Origin of the sequence: Kutzneria kofuensis, from assembly GCF_014203355.1 — a bacterium.
GTDB lineage: Bacteria > Actinomycetota > Actinomycetes > Mycobacteriales > Pseudonocardiaceae > Kutzneria > Kutzneria kofuensis.
This window is the reverse complement of the sequence record NZ_JACHIR010000001.1, coordinates 3,613,419-3,635,495: the sequence shown is the minus strand read 5'-3', so window position 1 is coordinate 3,635,495 and position 22,077 is coordinate 3,613,419. Positions and strand designations below refer to the sequence as shown.

At 71.4% G+C, this 22,077-nt stretch carries 21 protein-coding genes; 14 read left to right on the top strand and 7 right to left on the bottom strand.

The genetic code is table 11. The annotated features are described in order from the left end of the window. Positions 1–13: 13 nt before the first annotated feature. The 4 genes from BJ998_RS16615 to BJ998_RS16600 form a co-directional block, all read right to left on the bottom strand. Entirely contained in the window at positions 14–2,644 is a 2,631-nt protein-coding gene (locus BJ998_RS16615; RefSeq protein WP_312890154.1) for a CHAT domain-containing protein, read from the bottom strand. 63 nt (positions 2,645–2,707) lie between these two features. Continuing rightward, the gene (locus BJ998_RS16610; RefSeq protein ID WP_184868708.1) at positions 2,708–3,172 is read right to left on the bottom strand and encodes a carboxypeptidase regulatory-like domain-containing protein; all 465 of its coding nucleotides are present in this window, start codon (positions 3,170–3,172) and stop codon (positions 2,708–2,710) included. A 41-nt stretch (positions 3,173–3,213) separates the two neighbouring features. Beyond that, positions 3,214–3,828, bottom strand: coding sequence for an RNA polymerase sigma factor (locus BJ998_RS16605; RefSeq protein ID WP_184862705.1), 615 nt, complete (start codon positions 3,826–3,828; stop codon positions 3,214–3,216). Between the two features lie 306 nt (positions 3,829–4,134). After that, positions 4,135–4,434, bottom strand: a complete 300-nt coding sequence (locus tag BJ998_RS16600; RefSeq protein WP_184862703.1) for a hypothetical protein — start codon at positions 4,432–4,434, stop codon at positions 4,135–4,137. A gap of 674 nt (positions 4,435–5,108) precedes the next feature. On the opposite strand from BJ998_RS16600, the gene BJ998_RS16595 reads away from it, so the two are divergent. From BJ998_RS16595 to BJ998_RS16580, 4 genes are all read left to right on the top strand, one after another. After that, positions 5,109–5,801 (top strand): copper homeostasis protein CutC, encoded by a 693-nt coding sequence (locus BJ998_RS16595; protein ID WP_184862701.1) that lies wholly within the window; start codon positions 5,109–5,111, stop codon positions 5,799–5,801. Between the two features lie 27 nt (positions 5,802–5,828). Beyond that, the gene (locus BJ998_RS16590; RefSeq protein WP_184862700.1) at positions 5,829–7,376 is read left to right on the top strand and encodes a beta-N-acetylhexosaminidase; all 1,548 of its coding nucleotides are present in this window, start codon (positions 5,829–5,831) and stop codon (positions 7,374–7,376) included. 85 nt (positions 7,377–7,461) lie between these two features. Continuing rightward, positions 7,462–8,697, top strand: coding sequence for an MFS transporter (locus BJ998_RS16585; RefSeq protein ID WP_184868707.1), 1,236 nt, complete (start codon positions 7,462–7,464; stop codon positions 8,695–8,697). A 195-nt stretch (positions 8,698–8,892) separates the two neighbouring features. Further along, positions 8,893–10,143 carry a GGDEF domain-containing protein gene (locus BJ998_RS16580; protein ID WP_184862698.1) on the top strand — a complete coding sequence of 417 codons (1,251 nt, stop codon included), beginning with the start codon at positions 8,893–8,895 and terminating at the stop codon, positions 10,141–10,143. A gap of 67 nt (positions 10,144–10,210) precedes the next feature. Here the strand turns inward: BJ998_RS16580 and BJ998_RS16575 are convergent, their stop codons facing one another. Further along, positions 10,211–10,444: a PspC domain-containing protein gene (locus tag BJ998_RS16575; protein ID WP_184862697.1), complete on the bottom strand. Its 234-nt coding sequence runs from the start codon at positions 10,442–10,444 to the stop codon at positions 10,211–10,213. 83 nt (positions 10,445–10,527) lie between these two features. Between BJ998_RS16575 and BJ998_RS16570 the strand changes: the two genes are divergently transcribed. The 9 genes from BJ998_RS16570 to BJ998_RS16530 all read left to right on the top strand — a co-directional run bounded on the left by BJ998_RS16570 (position 10,528) and on the right by BJ998_RS16530 (position 18,953). After that, positions 10,528–11,385: an AAA family ATPase gene (locus BJ998_RS16570; protein ID WP_184862694.1), complete on the top strand. Its 858-nt coding sequence runs from the start codon at positions 10,528–10,530 to the stop codon at positions 11,383–11,385. Positions 11,386–11,401: 16 nt separating this feature from the next. Further along, on the top strand, positions 11,402–12,475 hold the full coding sequence (locus tag BJ998_RS16565) for a vWA domain-containing protein (protein ID WP_184862692.1): 1,074 nt from the start codon (positions 11,402–11,404) through the stop codon (positions 12,473–12,475). Next, positions 12,468–13,586 carry an XdhC family protein gene (locus BJ998_RS16560; protein WP_184862690.1) on the top strand — a complete coding sequence of 373 codons (1,119 nt, stop codon included), beginning with the start codon at positions 12,468–12,470 and terminating at the stop codon, positions 13,584–13,586. The genes BJ998_RS16565 and BJ998_RS16560 overlap by 8 nt, the downstream gene beginning before the upstream one ends. A 230-nt stretch (positions 13,587–13,816) precedes the next feature. Continuing rightward, on the top strand, positions 13,817–14,326 hold the full coding sequence (locus BJ998_RS16555; protein WP_184862688.1) for a (2Fe-2S)-binding protein: 510 nt from the start codon (positions 13,817–13,819) through the stop codon (positions 14,324–14,326). Beyond that, on the top strand, positions 14,323–16,746 hold the full coding sequence (locus BJ998_RS16550; protein WP_184862686.1) for a xanthine dehydrogenase family protein molybdopterin-binding subunit: 2,424 nt from the start codon (positions 14,323–14,325) through the stop codon (positions 16,744–16,746). Before BJ998_RS16555 ends, BJ998_RS16550 begins: the two co-directional genes overlap by 4 nt. Then, positions 16,743–17,597 carry an FAD binding domain-containing protein gene (locus tag BJ998_RS16545; protein WP_184862684.1) on the top strand — a complete coding sequence of 285 codons (855 nt, stop codon included), beginning with the start codon at positions 16,743–16,745 and terminating at the stop codon, positions 17,595–17,597. Before BJ998_RS16550 ends, BJ998_RS16545 begins: the two co-directional genes overlap by 4 nt. A 3-nt stretch (positions 17,598–17,600) precedes the next feature. Continuing rightward, on the top strand, positions 17,601–18,272 hold the full coding sequence (locus BJ998_RS16540) for an SRPBCC family protein (RefSeq protein ID WP_184862681.1): 672 nt from the start codon (positions 17,601–17,603) through the stop codon (positions 18,270–18,272). A gap of 25 nt (positions 18,273–18,297) precedes the next feature. Continuing rightward, positions 18,298–18,552, top strand: a complete 255-nt coding sequence (locus BJ998_RS16535; RefSeq protein WP_184862679.1) for a hypothetical protein — start codon at positions 18,298–18,300, stop codon at positions 18,550–18,552. A 20-nt stretch (positions 18,553–18,572) separates the two neighbouring features. Then, positions 18,573–18,953: a hypothetical protein gene (locus BJ998_RS16530; protein WP_184862677.1), complete on the top strand. Its 381-nt coding sequence runs from the start codon at positions 18,573–18,575 to the stop codon at positions 18,951–18,953. Here the strand turns inward: BJ998_RS16530 and BJ998_RS16525 are convergent. Both BJ998_RS16525 and BJ998_RS16520 read right to left on the bottom strand, forming a co-directional pair. Further along, positions 18,950–20,611, bottom strand: a complete 1,662-nt coding sequence (locus tag BJ998_RS16525) for a DNA repair helicase XPB (protein WP_184862675.1) — start codon at positions 20,609–20,611, stop codon at positions 18,950–18,952. The genes BJ998_RS16530 and BJ998_RS16525 overlap by 4 nt on opposite strands. A gap of 120 nt (positions 20,612–20,731) precedes the next feature. Continuing rightward, complete coding sequence (locus tag BJ998_RS16520) at positions 20,732–21,013, bottom strand: hypothetical protein (protein ID WP_184862673.1); 282 nt, start codon at positions 21,011–21,013, stop codon at positions 20,732–20,734. Between the two features lie 220 nt (positions 21,014–21,233). On the opposite strand from BJ998_RS16520, the gene BJ998_RS16515 reads away from it, so the two are divergent. Then, complete coding sequence (locus BJ998_RS16515) at positions 21,234–22,019, top strand: LppU/SCO3897 family protein (protein WP_184862671.1); 786 nt, start codon at positions 21,234–21,236, stop codon at positions 22,017–22,019. Positions 22,020–22,077 lie beyond the last annotated feature (58 nt).

Below are 22,077 nucleotides of genomic sequence, written 5' to 3'. Positions count from 1 at the left end.
GGACTCGCCGGGGTTAGTTGCTGGCGCCGAGGCAGATGAAGGGGCGCCGCAGGGGGTCGGCGGCGGTGGCGTCGGCCAGGGCCACCGCGGGGCGGGCGCCCTCGGCGACCCGCCGGTGATAGAAGGCCATGCTGTCGGCGGCGGTGTGGTCGCCGACCCGGGACACCGCGGCGGTGACAGTGCGGACGCCGGTCGCCAACAACGCGCCGGCGAAACCGAGGGCCTCGTCGCCGGGGCGGATGCGGGAGAGGGCCAGCTCGCAGGCGGCGAGGACGACCTGCTCGGGCGGCCGCTGCAGGCGGGCGGTCTCGTGGGCGAAGAGGCCGCCGTCGACAAGATCCAGCCGCGAGAAGAGGGCGTTGCCGGGCTCGTGCATGCCATGGGCGGCGATGTGGGCGAGCTGGGCGCCGTCCAGGGCCTCCAGCACGGCCTCGACGGTGGCACGGGGGCCGTCGAGGACCTGGGCGCTGGGCAGGTAGCGGGTGAGCTGGGCGACCTCACCGACGGCCGCGGGCAGGTCGGGCCCGCCGACCAGGACGCTGCGACCGGTGCCGGGAAGCTGCTGGTCGGCGGAGGCGGCGAGCCAAGCCGTGGCGGAAGGGGCGACGACGACGGGCCGCCCGCGCAGGGACGGCAGAGCGCCCCAGGCGATGGGATAGAGGGGACCGGTGGGCACGACGACGAGCTCCCGGTCGCCGACGATGCCGGCGAGAGGCCGCAGCAGTTGGTCGTCGAGGAACTGCGCACGGCGGCGGGCGGAGGCGGAGACGACCTCGACCAGGGCCGCAGGCAGGTGGTCGGGGGCCAGGGCGTCGAGGTCGGCGTGCAGCATCTTGGCGTTCTGCCGGGCGTCGGTGACGCTGCCGAGGCGCACGAGCCGCGGCCGCCCGTCGACGATGACGACGGCGACCAGCGCATCGTCCACGGCGGCGAAGCTGATCATCGCCCGGTCCTCGAGCCGCTTGCCGACCTCGGCGAGGTCGGCGACGGGGCGAGGCCGACCCCACACCGTCGTCTGCCAGCCGAGCCGGGTGACCTCCTGCTGCAAGGCGGCGTGCCGGGCGGCCATCTCCCGCACCCGCCGGCCCTCGGCCTTGGCCAGCTGCATGGACCGCGTCAGGTTTCGGATCTCGCTGACCCGGTCGGCCAGCTCGGGATCGTCGATGGACGGCTGCGGCTCGTACCGGTACACCTGCGCCCGGGTCCGCTCCAGCCAGCCGAACAGCCGTCGCGCGACGGCAGCGGACCGGCCGCCGTCGAGCACGAGGCGCACGGCCAGCACCCCGAGCTCCCGCCCGTGCACGGCGGTGCCGCACACCAGCTCCAGCCCGCCCATGCGATCACGGGTGCGGCCCAGCTCGGTGAACCCGACCCGGGCCTGGCTGAACGCGGTACGGCGATCGCCCATGGCCACGGCGACCTCGGCGCGGGCCAGCCGCCGCAGCATCCGGTGGTCGATGGACGTGAACCGGCGCGGCGCGGGCACCTCGGCCAGCAGCCGGGCGGCGTCGGCGGCTTCGCCGCGCCGCAGCTGGAGGCGCACGGCGAGCAGCTTGGCGACGGCGGACTCGTCGGCCTGAGCGACCTCGCCGAGCCCCTCGGACAGCTCCAAGGCCTTCCGCACCAACGCCTTCGACGGCTTGCGAGGACCGCTCAGCGCGGCCGCGGCGGCGGCGTGCAGCCCGGTCAGCGAGGCCAGCCAGGCCATCGCGGGCCGCTCCTGCCGCAGGTAACGCCGCCGCGCGAGGTCGGCGAACGCCCGAGCGGTGGCGTAGTCGCCCTCCATCACGGCCGCGGCGGCACGCAGCGTCTCCGCCTCTGCCAGGTCGCGGTTGCCGCCCTGCTCACGCAGGCTGCCGAACGCCTCGTCCAGGGCGTTGGCGGCCTCCTCGGACAGCCCGGCGTAGAGCAGCACCTGCGCGCGGTCGGTACGCACCTTCGGCACGGCCGTCGGCGCGACGCGGGACATCAGCCGCTCGGCCTCCTCGTAGTAGCGCAGCGCCGTCGGGGCATCGCCCATCCGGTAGTGCATCTCGCCGAGGTTGTTGGTGGTGATCGCCAGCGTCAGCGGGGAGTGGTAGGTGTGGCCGAGCCACAGGCAGCGGCGCAGGTCGTCGCCGGCCGAGTGCGGGTTGCCCATGGCGCTGTTCACCAGCGCACGGGCGGTCAGCGCGCTGATCAGGCCGTTCTCGACGGGGGCGCCGGAGGCCAGCGCCTTGTCGGTCGCGACCACGGCCTTGTCCAGCACGTCGAGCGCCTCGGGCAGCCGGCCGGCCCGCCAGAGCAGGTTGCCGCGCTGGCGCTCGATCAGACCCTCCAGCGTCATCCGCTGGGTGCCGGCCGGCATCGACGACACCAGCTTGCCGGCCTGCACCAGCGACGGCATGCCCTCACGCAGCCCGTACGCCTCGGCGTCGGTGTGCGCGAGAGAGGTGAGCACCCGCACCCGCAGCCGCTGCTGCTCCTGGTCGTCGGCCGGCAGCCGGTCGAGCAGCCTCAGCGCCCGGCGGTGCAGCCGGGACGCCTCCGCGTACTGCTGGGACAGCGCGGTCTTGTGCGCGCCGGCGTGCAGCTTCGCCACCCGGTCCAGCACGGCCGCGACGGCGCGTGGGCGCGCGGCAGCGGCAGTGGACGACGGAGGCACTCGTACATACCAGCACACCCCGCCGAAGGTGTGGTGTCCACCGTCCGGGGAAAGATCGAGTGGCTACAGCATGAGCGTCGGCGTCACGATCGTCCGCGGCCGCGAACCGGTCCCGTTGGCCATGTGCACCACGAGCTGCGTAGTGCCCTTGGGCACGTCGTCGACCGCGAACCGGCCGCCCTCGTCGGCCTCCGCGGTGGTCGACGAGTGCCCGGCGACGCGGACCTCGACGGTGTGCGGGCCTCCGGGTACCAGCCAGCCGTCGAACCGGTACCCGGCACCGGCCGGAGCGAAGCTGACCATGATGGTCAGGTCTTCCACGGTGAAGGTCACGGTGTTCGGGCCGGCGCCCCGGACGCCGGCCAGCTCCTCGGCGCGCTCCCAGCGCGCGACCTCGACGTCGAGGTCCTCCAGCGCGATCGCGAACTGCACGCGCTCGACGAGGTCGGCCGGGACCGGGTCGACCTTGTCGAACAGCACGTCGAGCTCGGCGAGCAGGAGCAGGTCCTGCTCGGTGAGGTGGTCCATGTCCAAGCCGGCCTCGAACTCGTTCTCGCCGTCGGTGTGGCTCATTGCGGCCCCCCTTCCTTGTCGAGCAGCTCGCGCAGCGCGATCAGGCAGCGCCCCCGGGTCGGGCCGATGCTGCCGCGGGGCATCTCCAGCGCCTCCGCGACCGCGTCGTACTGCGCCCGTCCGGACAGCACGGTCAGCGTGAGCAGTTTCTGACAACGGTCGGTGAGCTGCTTGAACGCGGCCCACAGCCGGCGGTCCCGGTCGTCGCGCAGCGCGTGCTGCTCGGGACCGTCCACCTGGGCGGGAATGTCGACGAGGTCCTCGGCGGCGACCGGCGTCTCCCGGTCGAAGCCGGTGGTCTTGGCGCGCTGCGCCTCGCGGCGCGCCGTCACGATCAGCCACGCGGCCAGCGCCTTGGGCTGCTGGAGCCGGTCGAGGTGGCGCAGCAGCGCGAGCCAGACGGTCTGCACGACGTCCTCCGCGTGCACCTTGTCCAGGCCCTGGCTGCGGGTGACGTGCCAGACCAGCGGCGTGAGGTCGGCGACCAGCACGTCCAGCGCCTTGCGGTTGCCGGCTCTGGCCGCTACGAGACACGCCGCGTGGCGGTCGTGACCGGTCAGCCCCTCCCAAGGGTCGTGGCCGGTCAGCCCGTCCCACGTGTCAACGGCCATTCGATGCACCTCCGGGTCTGAGGTACGTCGGCGCGCCCCGGTTCCCCCACCACGGGGACGCACCCCGTGCCTGCATCCTGCCCTACCTGGTGTAGTCGTCCACAGCCAGTCGGGCCAATCGTGCTCGATGACGGCCACGCCCCCCGGCGTGTTTCCGTGTGCTGCCACCGCCGCCCCATTCACTCCAGCGGACCCCCGGACGGGCCCCGACGTGATTAAGAGCGGCGAACTCGGGCTCAGATACTCACGAATCGATAACGACGCGGATCGCGCCGGCGGCGCGGCCGCCACCGGCGCGACCGAATCTCACGGGCGGACGATCTCCGCGTGCGGGATGCCGCCGTTCGGGTGGGCGACGCCGCCGCCCGGCTTGGTGGTCTCGGCGTGCGGGATGCCCCCGTTGGGATGTGCGACGCCGCCCTCGACGTCGGCGAGCGCGACGGCGCCGGGGTGGTCCTCGGCGTGCGGGATGCCACCGTCGGTGGTGTCCCCGCCACCGTCCTGCGCCGCGGCGTGCAGCGCCTGCTCGACCTCGTCCAGCATCGCGGGGTCGAGAGTGGTCGCGTCCGGAGTGCTGGTCGACGTGGTGTCGTCCGTGGTGCTCATGAATCGGTCCCCTCTGTCGGTTCCCCGGTGACGGACCGCGCCTACTGCTTCCCCCGCGCGGCCGCGTCCTGTCGTGGAGCGAACACGGTGGCCGGCCCCTCCCGGTTCACCATGCGTGCTCATTGTGCCGCCGAGTCGCCTCGAACAGCGCAACGATTTAACAAGGGATCGCTCGAACGGACCAGATACACGCCAGCGCGTGATCAACAAGGCAAAGGGAATGCGCTCATCGGGCGCGCGAAAGGGCCGGAGGCGACTGTGGCGGCCCGGCGTCGGGTCTCCCCGTCCGACGCCGGCGTAGTCGCCTCCGGCCCGGACCCTTCACACCCCCGCTGACGTGAAGGGTCCACCGCGCTGCGGCGCCCGCCTCCCGACGGCCGAACCGATGCCCCCTCGACACCGGGCCGGCCGACACCCCGTGGGCCGGCGCCTCTCGCGCGTTTCTCGACCTGGCGGAACCGCCTCCCCAGACGGGTCCACCACCCCCGACCGGCGCCTGTGGGACGCCCGGTCCGCCGTTGTCGTCCCCCATGGCGTGGGTGAACGAGCCAGACACCAGGACAGGAGTGAGAGGTCGGCCGGGAGATACAAGGTCACGAAAATTTTCTCCCGGTTCTCGATCTTGCCTGATCGGCGGTGGTGATCACCGGCTCGTTGGCCCTATGGTCTAGACCATGTCGGACCTGCTGCTGGAAGTCATCGCGCTCGACGCCCGGGACGCGCACGCCGCCCAGGAGGGCGGGGCGGACCGGCTCGAGCTCGTCAGCGACATGGCCGCGGACGGGTTGACCCCCGCCGTGGCCACCGCGCGCCGCGTGCTCGCCGCCACCGACCTGCCCGTGCGCGCGATGCTGCGCGACGACGCCGGCTTCGCGCCGTGGTCGCTCGACCAGCTGCGGGCCGAGGCCGTGGCGCTGCGGGACGTCGGCATCACCGAGTTCGTGCTCGGCTGGCTCACCGACGCCGGCACCGTCGACGTCGCCACCTGCCAGGCCGTGATCGACGAGCTCGACGGCTGCAAGTTCACGTTTCACCGGGCCCTCGACAACGCCGCCGACCCGCTGACGTCGTGGAAGGACGTCGTCGCGCTCGGCGCCGACACCGTGCTCGCCGCCGGCAGCGGCAAGGGCGTCGCCGACGGGCTGCCGGTGCTGCGCAAGCTGGCCGCCATGCAGGAGACGGACGGCGTCGCCGTGATGGCCGGCGGCGGCCTGCGCGCCGAACACGTTCCGGGGCTGCGGGCCGACGGGGTGCGGAGGTTCCACGTCGGCAGCGCGGTGCGTCCCGGCGGCTGGGACTACCCGGTCGACGCCGCGGCGGTGGCGAAATGGGTGGAGTTGATTGGAAATTGCGACAGGCTGGTCTAGACCTGGGGTCTCGCCTAGCATCCGGGCGTGAGCGGATTCGAGACGTTGCTGCCCCGACCGTCGCGAGTGGACGCCACCGGCGGCCGGCTGCCGCTGGACGAGAACACCACACTGGACGGTGATCCGGCGGCGGTGACGTGGCTGCGCGAGGTGCTGGTGGCGGCGACGGGCCTGCCGCTGCGGCCGGCGGCAGATCCGACGATCCGGTTCCGCATCGTGCCGTGGCTGAACGGCCACCTGATCCGGGTGTTCCCGGACGGGGCGCTGGTGGAGGCGCAGGACGAGGAGGCCGCGTTCCACGCGGCGCAGTCGGTGCGGCAGCTGCTGGGCCCGGCGGCGTTCCGCAAGGCGCCGATCGGCGACCGGAACTGGTGGCTGCCGTGTGGGGTGGTGGAGGACCGGCCGCGCTTCGGCTGGCGGGGCGCTCTGCTCGACGTGGCAAGGCACTTCATGCCGAAGGACGGCCTGCTCCGGTTCGTCGACCTGCTGGCGGCGCACAAGCTGAACCGCCTGCACCTGCACCTGACCGACGACCAGGGCTGGCGGTTCGAGGTCAAGCGCTACCCGAGGCTGACGGAGATCGGCGGCTGGCGCGAGGGGTCGCGGGTCGGCGTCCGCACCGACGACGTGACGGACGGCCGCCCGCACGGCGGCTTCTACACGCAGGACGATCTCCGCGAGGTCGTGGCGTACGCGGCGCGGCGGCACGTCGTGGTGGTGCCGGAGATCGACATCCCGGGGCACAGCCAGTCGGCCATCGCCGCCTACCCTGAGCTGGGCAACCTCGACTACCCGCTGCCGGTATGGCCGCTGTGGGGCGTCAACGAGAACGTGCTCAACACCGAGGACTCCACTGTGGACTTCTACCGGCACGTGTTCGACGAGCTGGTGGACGTGTTCCCGTCGGAGATCATCTGCGTCGGCGGGGACGAGGTGCCGACGGTGCAGTGGACACCGGAACAGGCGCAGAGGCGAGGTCTCGAGACGGTCCCCGAGCTGCACGGCTGGTTCATCCGTCAGATCGCGGAACACCTTGGCACGCATGGACGTCGCGCGATGGGCTGGGACGAGATCGCCGAGGTCGGCCCGCTGCCCGGCGGCGCGGTCATCGCCTCCTGGCGGGGCGAGCGGGCCGGTGTGGCCGCCGCCCGCGCCGGCTTCGACGTGGTGATGTGCCCGGAACAGAAGGTGTACCTGGACCACCGCGAGTCCGACCGCCGCGACGAGCCGATCCCGGTCGGCACGGTGCACACGGTGTCCGATGTGTACGAGTACGACCCGATCCCGGCCGACCTCACCGGCGACGCCGTGCGGCGGGTCCTCGGCGCGCAGGCCAACGTCTGGACCGAGCACCTGGACTCGCCCCGCCGCGTCGACTACGCGGCCTTCCCGCGGCTGTCGGCGTTCGCCGAGGTGGTCTGGACCGAACGGAGCAACCGGGACCTGGCCGACTTCACCCGCCGCCTCACCGAGCACCATCTGCCCAGGCTGGACGCGATCGGTGTGGAGTATCGGCCGCTGGCCGGCCCGCACCCGTGGCAGACCCGACCGGGGGTGCCCGGCCGGCCGCGTTAGGCGACGCGGGTGAAAAGCCCGCGACCACCACCCGTTCCGCTCACCAGTCGCTACCGTGCGAGCACGGACGGTGGGGGCGGTGCGTATGGCGGGACGGTTCGGGGCGGCCTTCGCGGTCGCCGAGTTCAGGGCGATCTGGGCCGCCGGCGGGCTGTCCATGGTCGGCGACCAGTTGGCCCGGGTGGCGCTGGTCGTCCTGGTGTACGGCAACACGCACTCGGCGGCGCTGACCGGGCTGACCTTCGCGCTGACCCTGGTGCCGTCCTTCGTCGGCGGCGTCTTCCTGTCCGGACTGGCCGACCGGCTGCCCCGGCGCCGCGTGATGCTGACCGCGGATCTCTTGCGGGCGGCCATGATCGTGCCGGTCGCGATCCCGGGCATGCCGTTCCCGGTGCTGTGCGTGCTGGTGGCCGGCGTGTCGCTGCTGAACGCCCCGTTCCGCGCCGCCGAAGGCGCGCTCTACGCGGATGTGTTGCCGCAGAAGGACTTCCTCGCCGGCATGGCCGTTCGCAACATCACCAACCAGTCGGCGCAGGTGCTCGGCTTCGCCGGCGGCGGCCTGCTGCTGGCGGTCATCGGTCCTTATTGGGCGTTGACGCTGGATGCCTTGTCGTTCCTGGTCTCCGCCGTGCTGCTGCGCGTCGGCGTCCAGGCCCGGCCGGCCGCGCTCAACCCGGCCCACCGCGCCACCCCCGGCGGGTTTTCCTTGCTACGCAACGATCCCGGCCTGCGGGCGCTGCTGCTGATCGGCTGGCTCACCGGCGTCTTCATCGTGTACGAGGGACTGGCCGGCCCGTACAACGACCAACTCGGCGGCACCACCGCCACGCTCGGCCTGCTGCTGGCCGCGGATCCGGTGGGCAGTGTGATCGGCGCGTTCGTGTTCGGACGATTCGTGCCGGGGACCGCGCAGGCCCGCGGGCTGGCGCTGATGTGCGTGGCCGCGGGCGTGCCGTTGCTGTTGTGCCTGCTCCATCCCGGACTCATCGCGTCGGCGGCGTTATTCGTCGTTGCCGGCGCATTCGGCACGGCGACGTACATGCAGACAACGGCGTCGATTGTTCGCGGCGTGCACGATTCCCGGCGGGCTCAGGTCTTGGGTCTGGCATATGCGGGAATGATGGCCGCGCAGGGGTTGAGCCCATTCGTGGGGGGTGTGGTCGCGGACCGTGTCGGGGCGGCCGACGCGGTGGGCTGGTTTGGGCTGATCGGGCTGCTCGTGGCGGTGCCGGTGGCGGTGGCATGGCGCCGCGCCACCACCAGCCGGCCGGATATCTGGTTGCCCGCACCGGAATCCGGAGCGGACACCCGACGGAGCTAGTCGCGTGTCTTTCGCGTTGCGGCCATGGCGAACCCTCCCGATCACGGTTGTGAACTCACCCGGATGAACCTAGCGAATCTGCCGTGCCCGGCTGAACACTGGACACGGCGGTCGAAATAAGGGGGCGACGTGTCAAGTATGAGCCAGTCCAGATCCTCTCCGAAAGGGGTCGATCGTTACGGGCTCATAGACCGCATGGCCGGATTCGAGCTGTGGGAGCTGCCGGCGCGCTGGATCGCCTACGCCGTTCTGGTGGAGGCGATAGCGCTCGTCGCGGCCCTGGCCTCCTTCACCCGCGGCGAGATCACCGACGTGGCCCTCGTCCGCTTCGCCGTCCTGCTGGCACTGGGCATGGTGCAGGCCGAGCTGTCCCGGCGGATCGAGCGGGACCGCCGCCGGATGAGCGGCTCAACGCACATCAACATGACGTCGATCTGGCTGATCCCCGCGGTGCTGATGCTGCCGCCGCAGCTGGTCGCCGTGCTCTGCGTCGCGCTGTACACGCACATGTGGCTGCGGATCTGGCAGCACCTGCACAACGTCACCCTCTACCGCACGGTGTTCGGCGCGAGCGCGGCGATCGTGGCCTGCCTCGCCGCCAGCACCGTCGCCGGCACGCCGCTGGCCGAGCGGCTGCCGGAGTGGAGCTGGAGCGTCACGCTGGCGTGCCTGCTGGGCGGGCTGACCTTCGAGCTGGTGGACGCCCTGTTGCTGGCCGTGTCCATCAACCTGCGCAACCGGGGCAACGCTCCGCTGACCGAGCTGTTCGGCAGCTGGGACGACAACGCGCTGGAGTTGACCACGCTCTGTCTCGGCGGGCTGACCGCGCTCACCCTGGTGTACCAGCCGCTGTTCACGGTGCTGCTGTTCTGCCCGATCGTCGTGCTGCACCGCAGCGTGCTGGTCAAGGAGCTGGAGGCGGCGGCGACCATCGACGTGAAGACGGGTCTGCTCAACGCCATCACCTGGCACCACCTGGCATCGCAGGAGTTGGCCCGCAGCAAGCAGGATCAGCGGGCGACGGTCGGCGTGCTGATGGTCGACCTCGATCACTTCAAGCGGGTCAACGACACCTACGGGCATCTCGCCGGCGACGCCGTGCTGAAGTCCGTTGCCACGGCCGTGAAGAACCAGGTGCGGGCGGACGACGCCGTCGGCCGGTTCGGCGGCGAGGAGTTCGTGGTGCTGCTGCCCGGCGTCGACGAGGCCGGCGCGCTCGTGGTCGCCGAACGGATCCGCAAGACCGTCGGCGCGCTGTACGTGATGGCGCCGCAGGAAGGTGTGCCGATCGCCGGACTGTCCTGTTCGATCGGCGTCGCCGTGCACCGCAGCAGCGGCACGACGATGGAACGGTTGTTGTTGGCCGCCGACACGGCCGTGTACCGGGCGAAGCGAACCGGGCGGAACCGCGTCGTGACCACTGTGGACAAGCGGGACGCGGCCTAGAACCGAGTACCGCTCATGGGAGTGACCCGGGATCTACCCCTCGAAGGTCCCGGGTCACTCGCCCGGCTCACTCACTCTCGGCCTCGGGGACCAACAGCCAGCAGGCCGCGTAGAGGACGATGCCGGCGCCGGCGAAGAACACGGTGCCGACCACCATGCCGACCCGCAGCAGGGCGGCGTCCACGCCCAGCAGCTCGGCGGCGCCGCCGCACACGCCGGCCAGCATTCGGTTCTCCCGGCTGCGGCGGAAGGTGCGCATCTTGTCGCCGGCCTCGTTCAGGATGTTGTTCGTCGTCGTCATGCCACCAGACTGCCGCCGCGGCGGGCCCGTGCCATCGGGGTTCGTCCCTGGTTCGACCCGGAGATGGGCCTACCCTTCAAGCCATGGACACCCCGGGTGAGCTGGCCGCGGCGCTGGACCGGGTCGGCTACCTCGCGGACGAGGGGCTGGCCACCGCGGCGTTCCTGGCGCTGCGGATGCGCCGGCCGCTGTTCTGCGAGGGCGAGCCCGGCACCGGCAAGACGGCGCTGGCCAAGGCCCTGGCCGACGCCCTGGGCACCTCCCTGATCCGGCTGCAGTGCCACGAGGGCATCGACGCCGCCCGCGCGCTGTACGACTGGGACTTCCCGCGCCAGCTGCTGCACCTGCGGGCGATGGAGGCCCAGGGCCGGACCGACGATACCGAGGCGGAGCTGTACACGCGGCGGTTCCTGCTGGCCCGGCCGCTGCTGCAGGCCCTGGAGACGCCGGGCTGCGTGCTGCTGGTGGACGAGATCGACCGCGCCGACGACGAGTTCGAGGCATTCCTGCTGGAGGTGCTCAGCGAGCACGCGGTCAGCATCCCCGAGCTGGGGGAGATCCGCGCCGAGGAGCCGCCGGTGGTGGTGTTGACGTCCAACCGGACCCGCGAGGTGCACGACGCGGTGAGGCGGCGCTGCCTCTACCACTGGCTCGAGCATCCGGGCCTGGCCCGCGAGGTGGCGATCCTGCGGCGGCGGCTGCCGGAGCTGACGGAGTCCCTGGCCACCCAGGTCGCGACGGCGGTGTCCCGGATGCGGGCGGCGGAGCTGCTGAAGCCGCCGGGGGTGGCCGAGTCGCTGGACTGGGCGCAGGCGTTGCTGGCCCTGGACCGGCCGATCCTGGACGTGGAGTCGGCGGCCGTCACGCTCGGCGCGGTGCTGAAGTACCGGGAGGACGCGGACCGGGTGGTGGCCAAGGGGTTGGACGCGCTGCTGGCCTGAGTCGCATTATTCGAAGATGACGGACCCGCTGCCCGGCCTGGCGGGGTTCGCCGCGGTGCTGCGGGCGGACCCGGTGCGGGTGCAGGCGTATCTGGCGGCGCTGAGCCATGTCGACGTGGCGCAGCCGAGCCAGGTGTACTGGGCGGGGCGGCTGAGCCTGTGCGCCGAACCGGACGACATCCCCGGCTACGACGCGGCCTTCGCCGCCTGGTTCGGCGCCGTCCCGGTGCACACCGCCAGCAACGGCCGTACCCGGCGAAGGACGGCGACCAGCGCGCCGCTGGTGGCCCCGGTGTCGGGCGAGGGCGACGCGGACGTGCCGGAACTGAAAGTAGCCGCCAGCGACACCGAAATCCTGCGCCGGCGGGACGTCACCACCCTGGACGGCGCCGCGCTGAGGGAACTTCTGGCGACACTGAGAACCGATCCTCCGCTGCGGCGAAGCGTCCGAACACGACGATCGCGCACCGGCCGGCTCGATCCCGATGAGACCCTGCGTGAACTGCTGCGATCCGGCGGCGAACCGGTCCGCCTGCGCTACCGCCGCAAGCGCTTGCGACCGAGGCGGCTGGTGCTGCTGATCGACGTCTCCGGCTCGATGACCCCGTACTCCGACGCGCTGCTGAGGTTCGCGCACGCCGTCGTCCGGCGCTCCCCGCCGAGCACCGAAGCGTTCACGCTCGGTACCCGCCTGACCCGCGTGAGTCGGCAGCTGCGAATGCGCGATCCCGACCAGGCGCTCGCCGCGGCCGCCAAGGCAGTGCCCGATTTCGCCGGTGGTACCCGACTCGGCGAGACCCTCAGGGCATTTCTCGATCGCTGGGGGCAGCGGGGACTGGCGCGGCAGGCTGTCACGGTGGTGTTCTCGGACGGGTGGGAGCGTGGCGACGCGCGGCTGCTCGGCGAGCAACTGGCCCGGCTGCGCCGGCTCGCCCATGCCGTCCTGTGGGTCAACCCGCATGTCGGCCATGCGGGCTACGCCCCGGTACAGTCCGGTATCCGCGCGGCATTGCCGCACGTCGACCGGCTGCTGGCCGGGCACAGCCTGGCCACGCTGGACGAATTGCTGACGGAGGTGCGGCGTGCGTGACGTTCTCGACAAGGTCGACGAGAACTGGCAGGAGGGCCGGCCGACCGCGCTCGGCACGGTGGTCGCGACCTTCCGTTCAGCGCCGCGCCAGCCCGGGGCGGCGATGCTCGTCGCCGACGACGGCCAGGTGTCCGGCAGCGTGTCCGGCGGCTGCGTCGAGGGCGCGGTGTACGAGCTGGCGCAGCAGGTGATCGCCGACGGGCGGCCGGTGCTGCAGCGCTACGGCGTCAGCGACGACGACGCCTTCGCGGTCGGCCTGACCTGTGGCGGCATCCTCGACGTGTTCGTCGAACGGGTCGACGGCAAGCGTTTCCCCGAACTGGCCGACGTCGTCGCGTCGGTGCGGGCCGAGGAGCCGGTGGCCGTGACGACCGTCGTCGAGCACCCCGACGAGGCGCTGATCGGCCGGCACCTGGTGGTGTGGCCGGACCGCCGCGCCGGCGACCTCGGCTCGGCCCGGATCGACGACGCCGTCACCGACGACGCCCGCGGCATGCTGGCCAGCGGCCGTAGCGGGTTGCTGCACTACGGCCCCGACGGGCAGCGCCGCGGCGAGGGCATGGCGGTGTTCGTCAACTCCTTCGAGCCGCCGCCGCGCATGCTGGTGTTCGGCGCGATCGACTTCGCCGCCGCGATGGTCCGGCTCGGCGCGTACCTCGGCTACCGCGTGACGGTCTGCGACGCGCGGGCGGTGTTCGCCACGAAGGGCCGGTTCCCGGACGCCGACGAGGTGATCGTCGACTGGCCGCACCGGTACCTGGTGCAGGAGGCCGAGGCGGGCCGGATCGACCACCGCACGGTGATCGCGGTGCTCACCCACGACCCGAAGTTCGACGTGCCGGTGCTGGAGGTGGCGCTGCGACTCGACGTCGCCTACGTCGGCGCGATGGGGTCCCGGCGCACCCACGACGACCGGCTGGCCCGGCTGCGGGAAGCCGGGCTGACCGACGACGACCTGGCCCGGCTGTCCTCGCCGATCGGCCTGGATCTCGGCGCCCGGACCCCGGAGGAGACCGCGGTGTCGATCGCCGCGGAGATCATCGCCTTGCGCTGGGGCGGCCGCGGCGACCGACTGGCCCACTCCGACGGCCCCATCCACCGCACCGCCTGACCCCGATGTGACGTTGGGAAAGGACCATTCCTGACGTTCAACGTCAGGAATGGTCCTTTCCCAACATCGCCTGGTGGCGGAATGCCGTAGGTGCGGGGAGAATCCTGCGGCTCTGCCGCATCTGCGTGGATGGTTGTCTCCTCCGGTCGACCGGAGCAGGCTCGGGTTGTGAGCCCGGTCACGACGCGGTGGTGGGCCGCCGGCCGGGCTCGACGCTGCCTGGAGGCGACATGCGAATCACCATGGTCGTGGACGGGGTGAGCTACACCGACGAGGTCGAGCCGCGCACGCTGCTGGTGCAGCACCTGCGGGAGACGCTCGGCAAGGTCGGCACGGTCGTCGGTTGCGACACCAGCAACTGCGGGGCCTGCACGGTGCACGTGGACGGGCACAGCGTGAAGTCGTGCTCGATGCTCGCGGTGCAGGCCGACGGCTGTGAGATCACCACCATCGAGGGACTGGCCCGGGACGGCCGGCTGCACCCCGTGCAGCAGGCGTTCCACGACAACCACGCCCTGCAGTGCGGGTTCTGCACGCCGGGCATGATCATGCAGGCGATCGACCTGCTCGCCGACGATCCCGATCCGGACGAGCGGACCGTGCGGCACGGGCTGGAGGGCAACCTCTGCCGCTGCACCGGCTACCAGAACATCGTGCGCGCGGTCCAGGACGCGGCGCACCGGCTGAAGCCGGCGGGGGAGCGGCAGCCGGAGCACGAGACCGTCGGGGGTGGCGAATGACCGCCACCGCCGAGCCTGAGGTAGGAAAGTCCCGGCGCCGCAAGGAAGACGCCCGCCTGATCACCGGCCGTACCCGCTGGACGGACAACATCACGCTGCCCGGCCTGGTGCACATGGCGATTCTGCGCAGCCCGGTGGCGCACGCCAGGATCACCGGCATCAACACCGAGGCGGCGCGCGGCATGTCCGGCGTGCTGGCCGTCGTCACCGGCGCGGATCTGGCCGACGAGCAGGGCAGTCTGCCCTGTGCGTGGGCGATCACCGCCGACATGAAGACCCCACCGCACCCGTCGATCGCCGTCGACACGGTCAACTACGCGGGCGAGGCGGTGGCGATCGTCGTCGCCCGGTCGGCGGCCGAGGCGCACGACGCGCTGGAGGCCATCGACGTCGACTACGACGAGCTGCCGGTGGTGCTGGACATGGAGGCGGCGGTCGCCGACGGCGCGCCGCTCGTGCACGAATCCCTGGGCACCAACAAGAACGCGCTCTGGGTGTTCGACTCGGCCGAGGCCGGCACCGGCGGCAACGTCGACGAGGCGATCGCCGCGGGCGAGGTCGTCATCGAGCGAAAGTTTCGACAGCAGCGGCTGATCCCGGCGTTCATGGAGCCGCGGTCGGTGCTGTGCGATCCGACCGGCGAGCAGTTCACGCTGTGGTCGGCGACCCAGGTGCCGCACATCCTGCGGCTGATGCTGGCGCTGACCCTGGGTGTGCCGGAGCACAAGGTCCGCGTGATCGCGCCGGACGTCGGCGGCGGCTTCGGCGGCAAGCTGCAGGTGACGCCGGAGGAGATGCTCGTCTTCCTGATGGCCCGGCGGCTGGGCAAACCGGTGAAGTACACCGAGACCCGCACCGAGTCGCTGGCGACCGCCCACCACGGTCGCGACCAGATCCAGCGGCTGACCATGTCGGCCACCCGCGACGGCACGATCACCGGGTTGAAGGTCGACCTGCTCGCGGACATGGGCGCGTACCTGAGCCTGGTGACGCCGGGCATTCCGATCCTCGGCGCGTTCATGTACAACGCCATCTACAAGATCCCGGCCTACCGGTTCAGCTGCACCAACGTGTTCACCAACAAGGTGATGACCGACGCCTACCGCGGCGCAGGCCGCCCCGAGGCCACCTTCGCCATCGAGCGCCTGATGGACGAGCTGGCGGCGGAGCTGGGCATGGATCCGATGGCGATCCGGGAGAAGAACTGGATCAAGCACGAGGAGTTCCCGTTCACCACGGTCTGCGGCCTGACCTACGACTCCGGCAACTACGAGGCCGCCACCGACAAGGCCAAGGAGCTGTTCGACTACGACGGCTTGCGGCGGGAGCAGGCGGAGCGCCGCGACCGCGGCGACTCCGTGCAGCTGGGCATCGGGATCTCCACCTTCACGGAGATGTGCGGACTGGCGCCGTCCCGGGTGCTGGGCTCGCTGTCGTACGGGGCCGGCGGTTGGGAACACGCGGCGATTCGCATGCTGCCCAGTGGCAAGGTCGAGGTCGTCACGGGATCGTCGCCGCACGGGCAGGGACATGAGACGGCGTGGAGCCAGATTGTGGCCGACCAGCTCGGCGTGCCGTTCGAGGACGTCGAGGTGCTGCACGGCGACACCCAGTCGTCGCACAAGGGCATGGACACCTACGGTTCCCGCTCGCTGACCGTCGGCGCGATCGCCGTCGTGAAGGCGGCCGACAAGGTGATTGCCAAGGCGCGCAAGATCGCCGCGCACATGCTGGAGTGCAGCGAGGACGACCTCGACTTCGCCAACGGTCGGTTCACCGTGCGCGGCACGGACAAGGGCACCGGCATCGGCGACATCGCGCTGGCAGTGTTCGCCGCGCACGACCTGCCCGACGGCGTGGAGCCGAGTCTGGACTCGGAGGCGACCTTCGACCCAGAGAACTTCTCGTTCCCGCACGGAACCCACCTCTGTGCGACTGAAGTGGACACCGAGACCGGCCGGATCACTATCCGCAAGTACGTCTGCGTCGACGACGTCGGCAAGGTCGTGAACCCGCTGATCGTCGAGGGCCAGGTGCACGGCGGGCTGGCGCAGGGCATCGCCCAGGCGTTGTTCGAGGAGGCCGTCCACGACGAGAACGGCACCCTCACCACCGGCACCTTCGCCGACTACCTGCTGCCGTCGGCGGCGGACCTGCCGTCGTTCGTGACGGACCGGACGGAGACGCCGTCGACGACAAACCCGTTGGGCGTCAAGGGAGTTGGCGAGGCCGGCACGATCGCCTCCACGCCGGCGGTGGTCAACGCAGTCGTGGACGCGGTGCGGCACATGGGCGTCAACGACATCGAGATGCCGTGCACGCCGTTCCGGGTGTGGAGCGCGATCCACGGGCGAGCGGCGGACACCGGCGGCGGACAGGCCGGCGGCGGCCTCGGCTCGATCGAAGGAGGCATCCGATGATCCCGGCCGCGTTCGACTACGTCCGACCGTCCACTGTGGAGGAAGCGGTTCGCGCGCTGGCCGACGCCGGCGAGGACGCGAAGGTGCTGGCCGGTGGGCAGAGCCTGCTTCCGGTGCTGCGCATGCGCTTGGCCGCGCCGACGGTGCTGGTCGATCTCGGGCGGGTGCCTGAGCTTCGCGGCGTGCGCGAGGACGGCGACAACCTGGTGATCGGCGCGATGACCACGCACTACGACGTGTCACGTGATCACCTTGTGCAGGACCATGCCTCGCTGATCGCGCGGGCCACGGAGACCGTGGCGGATCCGCAGGTGCGGCACCGCGGCACGTTCGGCGGTTCGCTGGCGCACGCGGATCCGGCCGGCGACCTGCTCGCGCCGGCGTTGGCGCTGGGCGCGGTCATGGTGGTCGAAGGCCCGGCGGGGCGGCGGGATGTGCCGGCGAGCGAGTTCTTCGTGGACTACTTCACGACCTCGTTGTCGCCGGACGAACTGCTCGTCGCCGTGAAGGTCCCCAAGCACACGGGATGGCTGTCGCACTACGAGAAGTTCAACCGTGTCGCGCAGGCGTGGTCGATCGTGGCCGTCGGCGTCTCGCTGCAGGTCAGCGGCGGCAAGATCGCCGACGCGCGGATCGGGCTGACGAACATGGCATCGGTTCCGGTGCGGGCGGTCGGCGTCGAGCAGGCGTTGATCGGGCAGCAGGCCGGTGCGGATGTGTTGCGGGCGGCGGCCGAACACGCCGCGGAGGGCACGAGCCCCGGCACGGACGGCAACGGGGACGCGGAGTACCGGAGCCAGCTGGCGAAGGTGCTGACCGGACGGGCGTTGACGATGGCGGTCGGAGGCTGACAGGTGCGGTTGGAACATCAGTTCCGGGTGGCGGCGCCGATCGACGAGGTGTGGTCGGCGCTGCTCGATCCACAGCGCGTCGCCCCCTGCATGCCGGGGGCGACGCTGACCTCGGTGGACGGGGAGTCGTTCGCCGGCACCGTCAAGGTGAAGCTCGGGCCGGTCGCCTTGCTGTACAAGGGCGCCGGGTCGTTCGAGTCGACGGATGCGGCGGCCCGGCGGGCGGTGATCAAGGCGTCCGGCAAGGACAGCCGCGGCAACGGCACCGCCTCGGCCACCGTGGAGGTCACCCTTGCGGCGGATGGCGGCGAGACGGTCGCCGCGGTCGTCACGGAGTTGAGCGTGACGGGCCGGCCGGCGCAGTTCGGCCGCGGCATGATCAGCGAGGTCGGCGGCAAGATCCTCGACCGGTTCGCGGAGTGCCTGGCGGGGAAGCTGGCGCCGGCCGAGGAGCCGGTCGCCGAGGAACCCGTTGCGGAGGAAGAATCGGCCGCCGCGACCGGGCCGGGCGCTCCGCAAGGGCCGACGGCGGTATCCCCACCGCTGCCGCCCCGGGAGGCCGAGCCCCTCGACCTCCTCGACGCCGCCGGCGTCCCGGTGGCCAAGCGGGCGGCGATGGTCATCGGCGCCGTCGTGCTGTTGATCGTGATCGTGGCGTGGTTGCGGCGGCGGTGAGGCGGAACCAGCCATACTGTCCGGCGTGCCGAGCAAGCGAGTGACGATCACGCTGCCCGAGGACCTGGCACCCCGGGTCCAGGAGCTGGCCGACGACGCGCGGCTGGCGCTGGCCAGCTACGTCACCCGGATCGTCGAGCACCACGTGCTCAACCAGGAGGGGCTGACGGCCATGGAGTACTGGGAGAGCCGGTACGGCCCGCTGACCAAGCCCGAGATGGCCAGCGCGGACGAGGCCATCGAGGCCGCCCGCGCCCGGCTGCGGCCGCCCCAGCAGTGACCGGGACCTACCGGCCGCCGGTGGTGTACGCCGTCGGCGCGCTGGAGGCGGCGCTGGCCAACGACCGCAGGTTCATGGCGCTGCACAAGTGCTTCCTGCTCGACGAGTGCCGGCTCATCGTGCCCTCGGCGGTGCGGTCGGAGCTGCGGCTGCGACCCGGCGGCAAGGAGCCGACGGCCGTGCTGAAGGCGTGCCGGACCGAGTGGGAGGACGAGACCGGCGTCGTCCACGAGTACATGATCGACTTCATGGTGACCGGCAAGGCGAGCCGGGTGGACGCCATGGTCGCCGCCACCGCCGTGGCGCACCGGGCGATCGTGGTGACCACCGAGGTGAACGCCCTGGAGCTGATGTGGGCGGTCGACGACGTCGACCGCCCCATGTCGATCATCAGTATCTAGCCGACCTCGGGCAGCGCCGGCCCCAGCAGGTCGTCCGCGTCCACGATCTTGTACGCGTAGCCCTGCTCGGCCAGGAACCGCTGCCGGTGCGCCGCGTAGTCCGCGTCCAACGTGTCCCGGGAGACGATCGAGTAGAAGTGCGCCTGCCGGCCGTCGCCCTTCGGCCGCAGCAGCCGGCCCAGCCGCTGCGCCTCCTCCTGGCGCGAGCCGAACGTGCCCGACACCTGCACGGCGATCGAGGCCTCCGGCAGGTCGATGGAGAAGTTGGCGACCTTGGACACCACCAGCGTCTTCAGCTCGCCGCGGCGGAACGCGTCGAACAGCTCCTCGCGCTCCTTGTTCTTGGTCGAGCCCTGGATCACCGGCGCGTTCAGGCCCTCGCCGAGCTCGTCCAGCTGATCGAGGTACGCCCCGATCACCAGCGTCGGCTCGCCCTTGTGCTTGTCCAGGATCGCCTGCACCACCGGCAGCTTCGTGCGTGCCGTCGAGCAGATCTTGTACCGCTCCTCCGGCTCGGCCGTCGCGTAGGTCAGCCGCTCGTTGTCGGTCAGCGTCACCCGCACCTCGACGCAGTCCGCCGGCGCGATCCAGCCCTGCGCCTCGATGTCCCGCCACGGCACGTCGTACCGCTTCGGGCCGATCAGCGAGAACACGTCGCCCTCGCGGCCGTCCTCGCGCACCAGCGTCGCCGTCAGCCCCAGCCGCCGGCGCGACTGCAGGTCCGCCGTCATCCGGAACACCGGCGCCGGCAGCAGGTGCACCTCGTCGTAGATGACCAGGCCCCAGTCGCGGGAGTCGAACAGCTCCAGGTGCTTGTACTCGCCCTTGGTCTTGCGGGTGATCACCTGGTACGTGGCGATGGTGACCGGCCGGATCTCCTTGCGCTCGCCCGAGTACTCGCCGATCTCGTCCTCGGTCAGCGACGTCCGCGCCACCAGCTCGCGCTTCCACTGCCGGCCCGCGACCGTGTTCGTCACCAGGATCAGCGTCGTCGCCTGGGCCTCCGCCATCGCCGCCGCGCCGACCATCGTCTTGCCCGCGCCGCACGGCAGCACCACCACGCCCGAGCCGCCGGCCCAGAACGACTGCGCCGCCAGGCGCTGGTAGTCGCGCAGCTGCCAGCCGTTCTCCTCCAGCGCGATCGGGTGCGCCTCGCCGTCGACGTAGCCCGCGTGGTCCTCGGCCGGCCAGCCCACCTTCAGCAGCGCCTGCTTGAGCCGGCCGCGCTCGCTCGGGTGCACGACCACCGTGTCGTCGCCGACCCGCGCGCCCAGCATCGGGCTGATCTTCTTGTTGCGCAGCACCTCTTCCAGCACGGCGCGGTCCAGCGACACCATCGTCAGGCCGTGCGCCGGGTTGTTCACCAGCTGCAGGCGGCCGAACCGGGCCATCGTGTCCACCACGTCGACCAGCAGCGGCTGCGGCACCGGGTACCGGCTGTACCGGACCAGCGCGTCCACCACCTGCTCCGCGTCGTGGCCCGCCGCCCGGGCGTTCCACAGCGCCAGCGGCGTCACCCGATACGTGTGCACGTGCTCCGGGGCCCGCTCCAACTCCGCGAACGGCGCGATCGCCGTCCGCGTCTCGTCGGCGAGCGGATGGTCGACCTCCAGCAGCAGCGTCTTGTCGGACTGGACGATCAGTGGTCCGTCGGTCACCGCTCGTGCTCCTCACATCGTGGTCAGACCAGTGTGCCGAGCCGGGTGAGCGGATTGCCAATCAGACAGCGGTGGTCGGGCACAGGACGATGGGACCTGTGCCCGACTATCACCGGGGCGTCACTTCCACGCGGCCCATTCGCAGGCCTGGTTCACATAGACGGCTGGAATAGCCAGGCCGAGACTGAGCATTGCGTGGCAGCGCGCCCCCAAGCCGTTCTCACCGGCGTAGCACGCGTCCAGTTCCGTATCCGGGTGGGCGGTGTAGCCGTGATCGGTCAGGTAGGCGTAGCACTGCTGCGCAGTGGCTTGAGCCGGACCTGCGGTCGTCAGAGCGAGCCCGCCGACGACCACTGCGGTCGCAACTGCGGAGCCGAAGACACGCAGCATCGTTTGACGCATCTTTGAATCTCCCCTTCACCAATGGTGACCGTGCGGCTGCCGACGGTAGCGCAGTGGGGCGTTGGCGGGCAATGGATCTTCCCGAATCTCGTGGTCACATAACCAACCGGTAAATACCCGGCGGGGCGTGCCCGGCCGTGGCTACAGTCCGGGCCTTCGGGGGTTGGTCAACGCCTGAGGCCAGGCGTTTCGTCACGAGAAACACCACAGAGGGACACCCATGAGCACTCCACCCATGCCTCCTGCCGGACCGCAGGGTCCGCAGCAGCCTCAGGGCCAGCCGTATCCGCAGGGGCTGCAGGGACAGCCGTACCCCCAGGCGCCGCAAGGCCAGTTCCCGGGCGGCGCGCCCGGCCCGGTCCCTGGTACGGGTCCGGTGCCCGGCACGGGTCCGATGCCGGCGCAGGGCGGCTTCCAGCCCGGCCCGGGTCAGCCGCAGCCGTTCCCGCAGGCGCCGATGGGCACGCCGCCGAAGAAGGGGCGCAAGGTGCTCGCCAGCATCGGCGGCGTGGTCGGCGTGATCGTCGTGGCGATCATCGTGCGGGTGGTCATCAGCCTCGGCGTAGGCACGGCGGTGAGCAGCGCTGACGACGCGCACAACACCGCGGTCGGCGAGTGCGCGACCGTCAGTGGCACCACGACCAAGCCGAACTACGACAAGGTCGACTGCGGCTCCGGCAAGGAGAACTACACCGTCGGCATCGTGCTTAAGGCAACCGAGAGCTGCCCGGGCGACAGCGACTACGACGAGTACTACGAGGAGGGCACGCTCAACAACGTGAAGCTGTGCCTGGCGCCAGTCTTCCAGGACGGCAAGTGCTACGAGTTCAAGGAGGGCGGCACGGACATGGGATATCCGTCCCTGGCGTGTACCGACCCCAGCGCGGTTCAGGTCAAGGTCGTGAAGGACAAGGCGGACAAGAGCGTGTGCGACGACCCGTCTGCCGCTGCCGCCTTCCCGCCGCTGAAGCTCACCTACTGCTTCGCGAAGCCCAGCGGGTCTTGATATTTCCGTAGCGGCAACGTTGTAACGGCCGGGTCGGGGAAATCCCGACCCGGCCGTC

What these genes read in the sequence shown, in the direction of transcription:
- BJ998_RS16610 (WP_184868708.1), bottom strand. Translation starts at nt 3,172, where the DNA reads ATGGACCACCTCACCGAGCAGGACCTGCTCCTGCTCGCCGAGCTCGAC.
- BJ998_RS16605 (WP_184862705.1), bottom strand. Translation starts at nt 3,828, where the DNA reads ATGGCCGTTGACACGTGGGACGGGCTGACCGGCCACGACCCTTGGGAG.
- BJ998_RS16600 (WP_184862703.1), bottom strand. Translation starts at nt 4,434, where the DNA reads ATGAGCACCACGGACGACACCACGTCGACCAGCACTCCGGACGCGACC.
- BJ998_RS16595 (WP_184862701.1), top strand. Translation starts at nt 5,109, where the DNA reads ATGTCGGACCTGCTGCTGGAAGTCATCGCGCTCGACGCCCGGGACGCG.
- BJ998_RS16585 (WP_184868707.1), top strand. Translation starts at nt 7,462, where the DNA reads ATGGCGGGACGGTTCGGGGCGGCCTTCGCGGTCGCCGAGTTCAGGGCG.
- BJ998_RS16580 (WP_184862698.1), top strand. Translation starts at nt 8,893, where the DNA reads ATGGCCGGATTCGAGCTGTGGGAGCTGCCGGCGCGCTGGATCGCCTAC.
- BJ998_RS16575 (WP_184862697.1), bottom strand. Translation starts at nt 10,444, where the DNA reads ATGACGACGACGAACAACATCCTGAACGAGGCCGGCGACAAGATGCGC.
- BJ998_RS16570 (WP_184862694.1), top strand. Translation starts at nt 10,528, where the DNA reads ATGGACACCCCGGGTGAGCTGGCCGCGGCGCTGGACCGGGTCGGCTAC.
- BJ998_RS16565 (WP_184862692.1), top strand. Translation starts at nt 11,402, where the DNA reads ATGACGGACCCGCTGCCCGGCCTGGCGGGGTTCGCCGCGGTGCTGCGG.
- BJ998_RS16555 (WP_184862688.1), top strand. Translation starts at nt 13,817, where the DNA reads ATGCGAATCACCATGGTCGTGGACGGGGTGAGCTACACCGACGAGGTC.
- BJ998_RS16550 (WP_184862686.1), top strand. Translation starts at nt 14,323, where the DNA reads ATGACCGCCACCGCCGAGCCTGAGGTAGGAAAGTCCCGGCGCCGCAAG.
- BJ998_RS16545 (WP_184862684.1), top strand. Translation starts at nt 16,743, where the DNA reads ATGATCCCGGCCGCGTTCGACTACGTCCGACCGTCCACTGTGGAGGAA.
- BJ998_RS16520 (WP_184862673.1), bottom strand. Translation starts at nt 21,013, where the DNA reads ATGCGTCAAACGATGCTGCGTGTCTTCGGCTCCGCAGTTGCGACCGCA.
- BJ998_RS16515 (WP_184862671.1), top strand. Translation starts at nt 21,234, where the DNA reads ATGAGCACTCCACCCATGCCTCCTGCCGGACCGCAGGGTCCGCAGCAG.